The organism is Winogradskyella sp. HaHa_3_26, from assembly GCF_019278425.1.
Classification (GTDB): Bacteria; Bacteroidota; Bacteroidia; order Flavobacteriales; family Flavobacteriaceae; genus Winogradskyella; species Winogradskyella undariae.
Genome location: NZ_CP058981.1, coordinates 195,710 through 209,883, shown reverse-complemented (window position 1 = coordinate 209,883; position 14,174 = coordinate 195,710). Strand labels below are relative to the sequence as shown.

Genomic DNA, 14,174 nt, shown 5'->3' with positions numbered 1-14,174 from the left:
ATTGATTTTATAAGATTCTTAATAATTAATCTCAATTCATTGCAGAAAACTATGAGACAATCCGTAATTTTACATCTTCAAAAATTTTTAGATTGGAAAAGTATCTTAGTCAGCTTAATGAGGCTCAATTAGCGCCTACCATACAGATTGATGGACCAATGATTATCATTGCTGGTGCAGGATCTGGTAAAACACGTGTGCTTACATTTCGTATTGCTTATTTAATGAGTAAAGGTGTAGATGCCTTTAACATCTTAGCATTAACCTTTACAAATAAGGCTGCTAAAGAAATGAAAGGCAGAATTGCAGACATCGTTGGTGATAGTGAAGCTAAGAACCTTTGGATGGGAACTTTTCACTCAGTTTTTGCAAAAATTCTACGTTTTGAAGGTCATCATTTAGGGTTCCCAAGCAATTTTACAATTTACGATACACAAGATTCTCAAAAATTAATGGGTTCTATCATTAAGGAAATGGGGCTTGATAAAGATATTTATAAAACAAAACAGGTTTATAGCCGTATTTCATCTTACAAAAACAGTCTTGTAACTGTTAAAGCGTATTACAAAAACCCAGATTTAATGGAAGCAGATGCTATGGCGAGGCGTCCAAGAATAGGGGAGATTTATAAAGAATATGTAGATCGTTGTTTTAAAGCTGGTTGTATGGATTTTGATGATTTGTTGTTAAGAACCAATGAACTTTTAACACGTTTCCCAGCTGTTTTAGCACAATACCAAGATCGTTTTAGATATATATTAGTAGATGAGTATCAAGATACAAACCACTCTCAATATTTAATTGTACGTGCTTTAGCAGATCGTTTTCAAAATATCTGTGTGGTAGGTGATGATGCGCAAAGTATCTATGCTTTCCGTGGTGCAAACATTAGTAATATTTTAAATTTCCAAAAGGATTACGACGGTGTAAATATGTACCGCTTAGAGCAGAATTACCGTTCTACAAAATGTATTGTAGGTGCTGCAAACTCTGTAATAGAACATAACAAAACAAAATTAGATAAAATAGTTTGGACCTCTAATGATGTTGGAGAAAAGGTAAAAGTACACCGTGCTTTAACCGATGGTGATGAAGGTCGTTATGTAGCGAGTACTATTTGGGAAACCAAAATGAATGAGCAACTAAACAATAGTGATTTTGCTGTTTTATATCGTACCAACGCACAGTCTAGAGCTATTGAAGATGCTTTACGTAAGCGAGATATTCCTTACCGTATTTATGGTGGATTATCATTTTACCAACGTAAAGAGATTAAGGATTTAACGGCTTATTTACGTTTAATTTTAAATCCTTCGGATGAAGAAGCATTAAAACGTGTTATTAATTATCCAGCAAGAGGAATTGGTCAGACTACAGTAGATCGATTAATTGTAGCTGCTAATGGTTACGGTAAAACGATTTTCGAAGTTCTAAAAAACCTCGATAAAATTGATATTAATATCAATGGAGGAACAAAGAATAAATTAAGAGATTTTGTTACGCTTATTGAAAGTTATCAAGTAATGAATCAGACAGCAAATGCGTTTGATTTAGCTGAGCACGTAACTAAAACAAGTGGATTAGTAAAAGAACTTAATAAAGATGCTACGCCTGAAGGTGTTGTAAAAATGGACAATGTCCAAGAATTATTAAATGGTATTAAAGATTTCGTTGAAGGTCAGTTAGAGTTGGCAGATGCAGGAGATTCTTTAGCTGAATTTTTAGAAGATATTGCTCTGGCAACAGATTTAGATGGAGACAAAGGTGATCCAGACCATGTAGCTTTAATGACCATTCACTTAGCTAAAGGATTAGAATTTGGACATGTCTTTATTGTTGGTATGGAAGAAGATTTATTTCCAAGTGGCATGAGCATGAATACGCGTAGTGAATTAGAAGAAGAGCGTCGTTTATTTTATGTAGCATTAACAAGAGCCGAAAAACAAGCCTATTTAACTTATACCTTATCGCGTTACCGATGGGGAAAATTAATAGATGCAGAACCAAGTCGATTTATTGAAGAAATTGATGAGGAATTTGTAAATATAGTAACACCCTTAAAACAACAACGTGTCAATCCAATGTTAGACAATTCTATATTTGGAGACATTGAACCAAATCGCATTCGTTTTGCGAAACCAAAAACAGCAAAAATTTTGAGAAAAGACTCTAAGAAGAAACCTGAGAAATTTCAAATTAGTACACCAAAGAAAATGAAACCTCTTGCAGAAACTGAAGATGCACCAAGCTCATTTGATACTAAATTAGTCGTAGGAAATACCGTAAATCATGATCGATTTGGTAGGGGACAAGTAATGAGCCTTGAAGGAACAGGTGCAGATGCTAAAGCTGAAATTAAGTTTCAGAATGGTGATGTTAAAAAATTACTATTGCGTTTTGCAAAACTTAATATATTAAGAACAAAAAATTAAGTTTAAACTGTATTTTAAAAAAGCAGTTTTATAACTTTAGAATTGTATTATTCACAAATAACTTTAACCCAATTTATCTCCTTTTTAGGATATAAATTGGGTTCCTTTGTATTACTAATTTATTGATTTTTAACATTAACTGTTATATCTTTATACCTTGTAAGTGTTATTTAATAATATGAACTGAGATTTATGTTTTATCATAATTTCCAAGACTATTTTATATTTTGATCATTCATATTTAAAATAGAGTTACTTTATATTGCTTATTTGAAAGACTAATATTATGGCTGAATTTATTAAAATATATCCTGAAAATCCGAATCCAAAGGAAATTCAAAAAGTAGTTAAGGTGTTGAAAAATGGTGGATTAATTATCTACCCAACAGATACTGTTTATGGTTTAGGTTGCGATATTACTAATATGAGAGCCTTAGAGCGTATAGCACAAATTAAAGGTGTAAAGCTCGAAAAGTCTAATTTTTCATTTGTATGTGAAGACTTAAGTAACCTTAGCGACTATGTAAAACAAATTGACACAACCACTTTCAAGATTTTGAAACGTGCTTTACCAGGACCTTATACATTTATATTACCAGGTTCTAAAAATCTTCCAAACCCTTTCAAAAAACGAAAAACAGTAGGGATTAGAGTTCCTGATAATTCTATTGCTTTGGCTATTGTTGCAGCATTAGGTAATCCTATTGTTTCAACATCGATTAGAGATGAAGATGATGTTTTAGAATATACTACAGATCCCGAATTAATTCATGAAAAATGGGATAATCTAGTTGATCTTGTTATTGATGGTGGTTACGGTGATAATGAGGCTTCTACAGTTGTAGATTTATCAACAGATACTCCAGAAGTTATTAGAGAAGGAAAAGGTAGTATAGATATTTTTTAAAACTTTTATCCTCTAACTCTTACCGGTTTTTTTACACTATAAAATAAAATTAAACCGATAATTCCTGTGATGAAAAAGCCTAAAAATAGCGGTAATACAGAGGTTTTAATAAAGCTACCAATAAAGTTAGCAATTGGCACTGCCATTACTGTAGATATAAACCCGTTTAGTGCAGACCCAATTCCTGCAATGTGTCCCATTGGTTCCATAGCTAGTGCTCTGTAGTTTCCAAATAAGAAAGCAACACTTGCAAACTGAACCATTAGAAATCCTATTAAAACTCCGATAGGTGGATTTACACCTGACCAAAAAATAATAACATAAGTAAAGGAAGATATTATAAAAACGATGAGGGCAACGTGTACTAAATTCCACATACCAAATCGCATAACAATAGCACTATTTAAAAATGTAGATAAGCCAATGGTTACTGCTAAACTCGCAAAAATATAAGGGAAATATTCTCCCATATCATATTGCACTTGAAAAATTTGTTGAGACGTACTCAAATACACCATAAAAGAGCCTGTTACTAAACCAGATAGTAAAGTATAAACGACAGCTGATTTTATTCTAAAAAACGTAATAGATCCCGATTTAAATATAGAAAGGTGAAATGTTTTTTGATAAGATTTATGAAGTGTTTCTGGTTGCCGCTTCCAAAACCAAAATATCACTAAAGACCCAAAAATTAAATTGACGGTAAAAATTGATTCCCATCCAAAATGCATCAATAAGAATTGTCCTAACATCGGAGCTATAACAGGAACCAAAATAAATGTCATAGTAACAACAGAAAGTATTTTAGCCATATGATCTCCATTATATGAATCTCTAACGATGGCAATACTCATTGTTCTAGGTGAAGAAAGCCCTACACCTTGTAAGAAACGACCAAATAACATCATTTCAAAACTATCTGTAGTCATACAAATAATGGAGGCTATTATAAAAATTCCGAAACCAAAATAAACCATTGGTTTACGTCCAAAACTATCCGAAAGTGGACCAAAAAGAAGTTGTCCAAAGCCAATTCCTAAAAATATAGTCGTTATAAGTTTTTGATTTTCAGTATCTCCTGTGCTATTTAAATAACGACCCATTTCAGGTAAAGCCGGTAATACGGCGTCAATAGCAATCGCTACCATAGCCATTAATGCGGCCATTAGTGTTACAAATTCTAGTTGCGATCTTTTTTGATTTTGCATTGTGCAAAAGTAGTTTAATTCCTGACGAATTTTTAATAGCTCAGATACTAAAATAAGATTTTTGGTTTGTGCGATTAAATATGAACGCTCACTAAAAGATGAAACCCTTTATTATTCATTTAAAACAAATGACTAGGGCTTATATTTGCATAAAAATTAAGCGAAATGCAGCATTTTAAAGAAAGTTCTAAGAGTCCGAAAAATAAGAAACCTAAAGTAACAATGAAATCGGCTTTTAAAACCATTATTTGGCCAAGACGTAAATTGGTGTTCATAGGATTAATCCTTATTGTTATCCGTAGTTTATCGGGTTTTGTTTTGCCTTGGCAAAGTAAAGTGCTCTTAGATGATGTGGTGCCAAACAAAGATTTTAATGGACTCTATACTCTAATAGGTGTTGTTATTACTGCTATTTTGGTGCAATCTGTTTCTTCATTTTTATTAACACGTATTTTGAGTGTACAAGCACAATATTTAATTTCAGAATTACGTGCGCAAGTGCAAAAGAAAGTCCTTTCGTTACCTATTAGCTTTTTTGATAATACAAAATCAGGAGCATTAGTTTCTCGTATTATGAGCGATGTTGAAGGAGTGAGGAATTTAATTGGTACAGGTTTGGTACAACTTGTTGGTGGTACGTTTACAGCAATAATTTCATTAGTTATTTTAATAAAAATTAATGCATGGATGACTTTATTTGTTTTTGTTCCGCTTTCATTATTTGGAATTGTGGCCTTAAAAGCTTTTAAATTTATAAGACCAGTTTTTAGAAATCGTGGAAAAATTAATGCTGAAGTTACAGGAAGATTAACGGAAACCTTAGCAGGTGTGCGTGTTATTAAAGCATTTAATGCAGAAGAGCAAGAAAATAAAACGTTTGAAGTAGGAGTAGAGCGCCTATTTCAAAATGTAAAAAAGAGTTTAACAGCAACGGCTATAATGACGAGTTCTTCAACATTTTTAATAGGTGTGGCAACAACCGGAATTATGGGAATTGGTGGTTATTACATGATTATTGGAGATATGACTACAGGTGAATTTTTGTCTTTCACGCTTATTTTAGGTTTTATGATTGCGCCAATTGTACAAATGAGTAATATTGGTAGTCAATTAACCGAAGCTCTAGCAGGTTTAGATCGTACGGAGGAGTTAATTAATATAGCAGCAGAAGATGAGCAAGAAGACCGAACTATTCAATTAGATAAAGTTAAAGGAGATATTAAATTTAATAATGTGTCTTTTGCTTATGAGGAAGGAAAACCGGTGCTTCATAATATAGATTTTTATGCACCTTCTGGTTCTGTAACGGCATTGGTTGGAAGTTCTGGTTCGGGTAAATCAACAATTGCAGGTTTGTCAGCTACATTTTTAAATCCAGAATCGGGAGAGATTACAATTGATGGTCAAGATTTATCTAAAGTTGTATTAAGTAGTTTTAGACAGAATTTAGGTGTTGTTTTACAGGATGAATTTTTATTTGAAGGAACTATCAGAGAGAATATTATGTTTCCGAGACCTAATGCAACTGAAGCACAATTGCAAAATGCAGTAAAAGCAGCTTATGTTAATGAGTTTACAGATCGTTTTGATGATGGTTTAGAAACTTTAATTGGAGAACGTGGTGTGAAACTTTCAGGTGGACAAAGACAACGTATTGCTATTGCTAGAGCAATTTTAGCAGATCCTAAGATTATTATTTTAGATGAAGCCACTTCTAATTTAGATACAGAAAGTGAAGGTTTAATTCAGAAAAGTTTATCAGAATTAACAAATGATAGAACAACTATAGTTATTGCCCACCGTTTAAGTACGATTAAAAAAGCAGATCAGATTTTAGTGATCGAAGCAGGAAAAATAGCAGAACGAGGAACTCATGATGAACTTCTTGAAGCAAAAGGACGTTATTACGATTTATATACGTTTCAAGCAAAAATTTAAAAAAAATAAACCTTTCAGACTTATAAAAGTCTGAAAGGTTTTAATTATTGTTTAATAAGCTTACGGTTACAAAGGAATATTTCCATGCTTGCGATCTGGCTTCGCAACATTTTTGTTTTCAAGCATACTAAATGCTTTTATTAATTTACGTCTTGTATCTTTAGGTAGAATAACTTCATCTATAAAACCACGTTCAGCAGCACTATACGGATTAGCAAAAAGTTTAGCATATTCAGCTTCTTTTTCTTTCAATTTAGCCTCTTTATCTTCCGCATTAGAAATCTCTCTTTTAAAAATTATTTCAGCAGCGCCTTTAGCTCCCATAACAGCAATCTCTGCGTTAGGCCAAGCAAAATTCATGTCTGCACCAATATGTTTAGAGTTCATAACATCATAAGCACCACCATAAGCTTTTCTTGTAATAACTGTAATTCTAGGAACCGTAGCTTCACTAAATGCATATAATAATTTAGCACCATTAACGATGATTCCATTCCATTCTTGATCTGTTCCTGGTAAAAAACCTGGCACATCTTCTAAGACTAATAAAGGAATATTAAAACAGTCGCAAAAACGAACAAATCTTGCAGCTTTCTTAGAGCTATTTACATCTAAAACCCCAGCTAAAAACATTGGTTGGTTAGCAACAATACCGACACTTTTTCCGCCTAAGCGTGCAAAACCTACAATGATATTTTCGGCATAATCTTTATGAATTTCGTAAAAAGAATCTTCATCAATAATACCTGTAATAATCTTATGCATATCATAAGGTTTATTTGGGTTTTCAGGAACAATGGTTTCTAAATCATCTCTAAGTTCTTCTTTAAGTTCAAACGGAATACTAACTGGTTTTTCCTTATTACTTTGTGGCAAGTAGCTTAATAATTTTTTAATATCCTCTAGGCATTCTACATCATTGGTAGATGTAATATGAGCAACACCAGATTTTGAAGAATGCACACTTGCACCTCCTAACTCTTCACTAGTAACTTCTTCATTCGTAACCGTTTTTACAACACTAGGACCTGTTACAAACATATAGCTTGTGTCTTGTACCATCACTGTAAAGTCGGTCATTGCAGGAGAATACACAGCGCCACCTGCACAAGGTCCCATAATGGCAGAAATTTGAGGAATGACGCCCGAAGACTGAACGTTTTTATAAAATATATCGGCATATCCACCCAAAGAGCGCACACCTTCTTGAATACGTGCGCCACCAGAATCATTAAGACCAATTAAGGGCGCACCGACATTAACTGCGATATCCATAATTTTACAGATTTTTTCGGCATGAGTTTCGGATAATGATCCTCCAAAAACAGTAAAATCTTGCGCAAAAACATAAGTTAATCTGCCGTTTACAGTTCCGTAACCTGTAACGACTCCGTCACCGTAAAACTGTTGGTCTGCCATTCCAAAATCTTTAGTTCTATGGGTTACTAAGGCTCCGATTTCTTCAAAAGAACCTTCATCTAAAAGATATAATACACGTTCTCGAGCTGTTAGTTTTTTCTTTTGGTGTTGTTTATCTATTCGTGCTTGTCCACCTCCAAGCTTTGCTAAAGCTATTTTATCGTTTAATATTTTTATTTTGTCGTCCATGCTTATTTTATTATTCCAAAACCATTAAGGATGAAACTTATAGAATTCTGGTACTGTTTTAACTGAAATGATTAGATGAGTCTATACACATTGCTTGCTAATGACTAACAATGATTAATTAGGAACTCGTAAAATTTTATGTTCTTTTAAGAAATGCTTTAATGCAATTTTTGCTGCAATTTCAGACTCTAATAAATGTTGTTCTTTTAATAAATTAAATGAGTAATAATTTTTTACAAAATGGGTGTCAAAATTTCCACTTCTAAAAGCATCATGTTCACAAACAAAACGGCCAAACGGTAATGTGCTGTGTACCCCTTTTATTTGGTAATTATTAATTGCAGTTATCATAAGTGCAATTGCTTCCTCTCTGGTATTACCATAAGTTATCAGTTTAGCTAGCATTGGATCGTAATAAATAGGAATATCCATGCCTTCCTCATAACCATTATCGACTCTTATATTGTTTCCTTCAGGAAGTTTATAAATTTCTAAATTACCAACACTTGGTAAAAAGTCATTCATGGTATCTTCAGCATAAACACGAAGTTCTAAAGCGTGACCTTTAATTTGTAAATCTTCTTGCTTGATGTTTAATTCTTCACCTCTCGCAACTTTTATTTGAAGTTCTACCAAATCGACTCCAGAAATCCACTCGGTAACAGGATGTTCAACCTGAAGTCTGGTATTCATTTCTAAGAAGTAGAAATTGAAGTTTTCATCTAAAAGAAATTCTACCGTTCCTGCACCAACATAATCACATGAGCGCGCTACATTTATCGCAGCTTGTCCCATTTTCTCTCTTAATTCTGGCGTTAATACTGCAGAAGGGGCTTCTTCAATGATTTTTTGATGACGACGTTGTATTGAACATTCGCGTTCAAAAAGGTGAATTATGTGTCCATGAGTATCTGCCATGACCTGAATTTCTATATGTCTTGGTGAAGCCACATATTTTTCAATAAATACAGAACCATCACCAAATGAAGATGTAGCTTCACTTATGGCTCTATTCATTTGTGATTCAAACTCGGCTTCGTTTTCAACAATACGCATACCTTTTCCTCCACCCCCAGCAGAAGCTTTTATAAGAATAGGAAAGCCTATTTCTTTTGCTATTTTTTTAGCTTTAGGAATATCAGTGATCGCCTCATCTGTTCCTGGTACCATGGGAATATTATAATCTTTTATCGTTTCTTTTGCTGCTAATTTGTTACCCATTAGCTTGATGGCTTTAGAACGCGGGCCGATGAAAATAATATTATTTTCTTCGCATAATTCTGCAAAGTCAGCATTCTCACTTAAAAAACCATAACCAGGATGAATGGCATCAACGTTAAGTGATTTTGAAACTTCTATAATTTTATCGCTTCTTAAATACGATTCGTTTGATGGAGCAGGACCAATACAAACAGCTTGATCTGCATATTTAACGTGAGGGGCATTACGGTCTGCTTCAGAAAAAACAGCCACTGTTTTAATACCCATTTTTTTTGCCGTTTGCATTATTCTAATGGCTATTTCTCCTCTATTGGCTACTAGTAATTTTTTCATATTATGCTGAATTTATTTCAGTATCTTATTTTGATATTCTAAATGGAAGTATTTTTATTGTAATTTCAATTATTCATTTGTCGTTCAAAGATTGTAATTAAGGTTATTATTTACTTACAGGTTCTCGATATATTCAAACAAAAAAGTCAGAATACTCAGACTAACAATAGAATAATAAATATAGCTTTAGCGTCACTTTGAGTGAAATTCTTTTATGAATTTTATTATTCGATGGACCTCAATAGAACGATATAGAAGCTTTGTGGTAAAATGTTTTTCTATACATTTTTCTGAAGCTTCACAAAATACTCGAACTGACGTTTAAGTTATTCAAATTCAATTAAAAGGGTGTTTTTGTCAACAGTTTGCCTTTCTTTGACTTGAATAGATTTAATAACTCCTTCTCGTGGAGAGTGAATGACGTTTTCCATTTTCATGGCTTCTAAAATTAATAAAACATCATTTTCTTTGACTTCTTGTCCTACGCTAACGTTAATTTCTAATATTAATCCAGGCATTGGAGCATTAATTTCATTGACTTGCTTAGAAGCGCCAATTTCAAAGCCTAAAGCTTCTATTTGCTGATCTAGAATATCACAAATATTCACCTCAAAAATATTATTGTTGACTTTAACAGCATATAATTTCTTGTTGAAATCAGCATTTAAAACTTCGGCTTTAATTGTGGTATTATCTTGAAGAATGTGATAATGATTAGGTGCTGTTTTAATAGCGTCTAGTGTTTCCATACTTTCTTTTGTGACATCGAAAGTGTGAGAAGCGTTGACTTTAATTTTGTACATAAAGTAGAGAGTTTACGTGATTAGTTGTTTATCGCTTAATATATTGCAAAATAAGAAATATTTAAGGTGAAACGCTAAATATTATTTAAAATATAGGATAAACTATAAAATGTAGATTCTCTATGCTTTTTTTAATATGAAAGTTTTCGGTGTTTTATTAAGCTTTAAAGTGTGAATTATCTTGATGTGCTTTAATCGCTTTTTTAGATAAAATTATCCCTATTATTAGGGAAACAAATGCACCAATAGAAATCCCTGGGATAAAATTAATGAACAAAAAGAAGTCGTAAGCACCATGAAATAAAATGGCTAATAAAAGACCTGTAAAATTAAGTAAAACTCTGTTTTTTGAGAATTTTGCCTTGCCCATAAAATAGCCCATCATAACACCAAAAACAGCATGCGCTGGGACCGCTGTGAAAGCTCTTAAAACTGCAACTTCGTAACCGCCGCCGCCAATAACATACATAATGTTCTCTGTACAAGCAAACCCCATAGAAACCATTACGGCATACATAATACCATCGTAGGGTTCATTGAATGCTTTTTTAGTTTGTGCATAGTATTTTACAATGACATATTTACTGAATTCTTCAGCCAACGCCACAACTACAAATGCTTGTATAAATTGCTGCCAAATACTAAACTGGTCAGTTATTGGGATTAATCGTCCGGTGAAAAAATAGAGAGAGAATACAATTAAGATGCTTACTATAGCGCCTAATAGAAAACTAATGATGAGTAATTTTTTAGGTTCTTTATCATATTTATCTTGAAAATAGACATATAAAATGATACTAAAAACGGGAGCAATGGCTAGTAAGAGTAAATTCATGAATCAAAAATAATTAAAAAAGAGATAGGAGTTGTTTTCTGCTTTTACGGTCTAAAAAGATAAATAATATATTGGTTATAAAATGACTTGCTAAAACCGCAATCGCAGCACCTGTAACTTGCCAAATAGGAATTAATAAATAGCATAAAATAATATTAGAAACACAGCCAAGTATAAATCGATACACGTTTTTTTGAAGATCATTAGTGTTGATTAAGTGTTTTTCATAAATCATACCTATAAAAATAAAAAGCGGTGACCAGCAGAAAATTAATAATGGTATTTGTGCTTCTGTATAATCTTCTGTGAAATAATTATTCAAGATAAGATTTCCGAAAAAGGAATAAAAAACACCTATTAATAATCCCAAAAAACACATGATTTTTAATATTTTTTTTACTTTTTTCACATACAGTAAACTATTATTTTGAAAGGATTCTGCAAGGGAAGGATATAGAGCATTAATGATAGAAAACCCAACATTCCAAGTTAATGCTATGACTAAAAACTGAACTGTAGCAAAGATTCCGTTGGCATGATCGCCTAAAAAATATTTTAAAAAAAGTTCGTCAATAGTAATGTAAAACATAATTAGACCATTAGACAGTATTAAAGGAAATGACATCTTTAATAAAGATTTTGCTAAGTCTCCTGAGAATCTCCATTTCTTAAATGAAAATGTCTTTTTATACTTTAAAATTAGGATATAAATCCCCCCCTGAATCAGGAAGTCTAGAATTATAAGTTTGGCAAAATAGTTAACATCCAAATGGTTTTTAACACCATAATATTGTAAAGTGACAATAATAATTAACGTACTAATTTTACTGATAAATATGATCTTTGTCCATTTTTTAGCTAATAAATAATATTCAAAAACATCGGTGAGTTTAAATAAATAACTAAAGGCAATGATTAGATATAAGCTAGTAAGTGGGCTATTTTTAGATAAGCCATAATAAATAGCAATTCCGATAAAAATAATAATCCAGCTTATGAGTCTAAGATAGAAAGCTGTGGCTAAAATTTGTTCGCTTCGTTTTGGGTTAAAAACAATTTCTCTTATACATATGGCAGATAGTCCTAAAAATAATAGGGGAGTAAACATGCCTAGTATAGATTCTACAAATTTAAGTTTACCAATATCTACGGTACCTAAGGTGCTAAATATTTGAGGAACAATAAATACACCTGTGATTAATTGTATTAATTTCTCTAGAGTAAACCACTTCGTTGCGATAAAATCCTTTTTACTAAAAACCGATGTCATGTAGTGTATTTGGTTTTCAAATATATAAAAACAGTTTACTTTTAGTCGTTTGAAACTTTATTATTAAATTCGTTTTTTTATCCCTGCTATGACCCCAGAATTTCTTCGCCGCTATTATATTTTACGTATCATTTCTAACCCTAAAATTTACGGTATTGATAAAAATGGATTTGTGCCATTAGAAGATTTGCAGCGAGCATTAGATCATATTCGTGCAGACAATAATGAGGATGCCTTATATGATAAACTGAATCTGCATAGTCAAAAAACGATTAAACGTGATTTGGATAAAATTAAATCCTATTACCAAGCTATTGTTTTACATAAGCGCAACTATGGTTATTTTGTAGATGGATATGAAATAAGTGAAGCTTTAAAAGAAATTTATGAGAAAACAGAATTATATCTTTTACATCATCATGCACATGCTTGGAAACCGTATGTTACTACAGCACGCAGTTCTTTAAGTTCTCAGGTAGATTTAGTACCGCTTATTCATGCGATAGAGCAAAAATATTTTATCGAAATTGAATATCAAGGTTGGTATGATGACAGTGGTTTTCAAACATTTTCTGGTTTTTTTCAACCTTTACATATTAAAGAAATTAATAAAGCATGGTATTTAATAGCTCACAACAATGAATATGGTATTTATGCTTTTTGTTTGGATGATAGAATTAAATCTCTAAAAATCAGTAAACAAATTGTTAGAGAGCCTGTTAGTTTTAATTCTTCTGAATATTTTAAAAATGCTATTGGAATATTAAAAACAGATATGCAACCTGAATGGATTTATATTCAAGTAGCCAATCATCATTTTAAGTATTTAGAGTTAAATCCGATTCATCATAGTCAAGAAATTATCTCTCGTCCTAAAAAAATGGATACTGTAGCGTTAGATTATTTAAATTCAGATATTTGGGGTGAAATAAAGATTTTTATTGAGCCTAATTATGAGTTTTTAATGGATATTTTAAAATATAATCTTTGGGTGAAAGTTGTAAGTCCAAAACACGTGAAAGATTATGTAAAAGAACACTTAGATTTAATAGTTGGCTATTATTAAATGTGTTTTACTTAAATTTTTTATTTAAAAAAACGATTAAATTAATTTTTCGTTTTTCAAGTATTCTGTATTCGTACTTCACTCTTCTTTTAGACTTAAAAGACTATAAATCAAAACACAATATTTCTTTGTTTTCCTTTCAGTTGATTTTTTAATTATAAAAAGTAAGTCAAAAGTTATCTTTTATTTAGGTGTATAAAAATCCTTCTTTTAAATGGACAGATTTTTTGAGTTTAGGGTGGTTGGAGTATGAAAATTTTTAAAAATCAGTATAATTAATTAACAAAAAAACGAGAAAAAAAATAAGTAAAATTCAAGGAAAAGACAAAGGAACTTTAGTTAAATGGATTGATAATTATATTGAAAAATCTGCAATAGAAAACCAACCTAATATTTTGAATTATGTTGGGAAATTAAGAGTACAAAATCCAAACATATCTGATATTGATTTAGCAAAAAAAAATGTTAGTAGGAAATCATTTAAGAATGGACTCGTAGGGACGGCAACTGGAGTTGGAGGACTTATTACATTACCTCTGACTGTTCCTGCAGA

Annotated in this window: 10 protein-coding genes; 4 read left to right on the top strand and 6 right to left on the bottom strand. The window is 31.9% G+C overall.

Annotation, left to right across the window (positions count from 1 at the left end):
• Positions 1–92 precede the first annotated feature (92 nt).
• Positions 93–2,432, top strand: a complete 2,340-nt coding sequence (locus H0I32_RS00930) for an ATP-dependent helicase (protein ID WP_173589161.1) — start codon at positions 93–95, stop codon at positions 2,430–2,432.
• 286 nt (positions 2,433–2,718) lie between these two features.
• On the top strand, positions 2,719–3,339 hold the full coding sequence (locus tag H0I32_RS00925; RefSeq protein ID WP_173589160.1) for an L-threonylcarbamoyladenylate synthase: 621 nt from the start codon (positions 2,719–2,721) through the stop codon (positions 3,337–3,339).
• A gap of 5 nt (positions 3,340–3,344) precedes the next feature.
• On the opposite strand, the gene H0I32_RS00920 is transcribed toward H0I32_RS00925, so the two are convergent.
• Positions 3,345–4,547, bottom strand: a complete 1,203-nt coding sequence (locus tag H0I32_RS00920) for a multidrug effflux MFS transporter (protein WP_179313017.1) — start codon at positions 4,545–4,547, stop codon at positions 3,345–3,347.
• Positions 4,548–4,712: 165 nt separating this feature from the next.
• On the opposite strand from H0I32_RS00920, the gene H0I32_RS00915 reads away from it, so the two are divergent.
• Entirely contained in the window at positions 4,713–6,485 is a 1,773-nt protein-coding gene (locus H0I32_RS00915; RefSeq protein ID WP_179313018.1) for an ABC transporter ATP-binding protein, read from the top strand.
• A gap of 66 nt (positions 6,486–6,551) precedes the next feature.
• On the opposite strand, the gene H0I32_RS00910 is transcribed toward H0I32_RS00915, so the two are convergent.
• The 5 genes from H0I32_RS00910 to H0I32_RS00890 form a co-directional block, all read right to left on the bottom strand.
• Complete coding sequence (locus H0I32_RS00910; protein ID WP_179313019.1) at positions 6,552–8,093, bottom strand: acyl-CoA carboxylase subunit beta; 1,542 nt, start codon at positions 8,091–8,093, stop codon at positions 6,552–6,554.
• Between the two features lie 114 nt (positions 8,094–8,207).
• Positions 8,208–9,647: an acetyl-CoA carboxylase biotin carboxylase subunit gene (gene accC / locus H0I32_RS00905; protein ID WP_179313020.1), complete on the bottom strand. Its 1,440-nt coding sequence runs from the start codon at positions 9,645–9,647 to the stop codon at positions 8,208–8,210.
• 326 nt (positions 9,648–9,973) lie between these two features.
• Positions 9,974–10,450, bottom strand: a complete 477-nt coding sequence (locus tag H0I32_RS00900) for a biotin/lipoyl-containing protein (protein WP_173589155.1) — start codon at positions 10,448–10,450, stop codon at positions 9,974–9,976.
• A gap of 157 nt (positions 10,451–10,607) precedes the next feature.
• Complete coding sequence (locus H0I32_RS00895) at positions 10,608–11,285, bottom strand: PrsW family intramembrane metalloprotease (protein WP_173589154.1); 678 nt, start codon at positions 11,283–11,285, stop codon at positions 10,608–10,610.
• A 13-nt stretch (positions 11,286–11,298) separates the two neighbouring features.
• The gene (locus H0I32_RS00890; protein WP_173589153.1) at positions 11,299–12,555 is read right to left on the bottom strand and encodes a flippase; all 1,257 of its coding nucleotides are present in this window, start codon (positions 12,553–12,555) and stop codon (positions 11,299–11,301) included.
• A gap of 88 nt (positions 12,556–12,643) precedes the next feature.
• On the opposite strand from H0I32_RS00890, the gene H0I32_RS00885 reads away from it, so the two are divergent.
• A complete protein-coding gene (locus H0I32_RS00885; protein ID WP_179313021.1) occupies positions 12,644–13,621 on the top strand; it encodes a helix-turn-helix transcriptional regulator in 978 nt (325 codons plus the stop codon).
• The last annotated feature ends 553 nt before the right edge of the window (positions 13,622–14,174 follow it).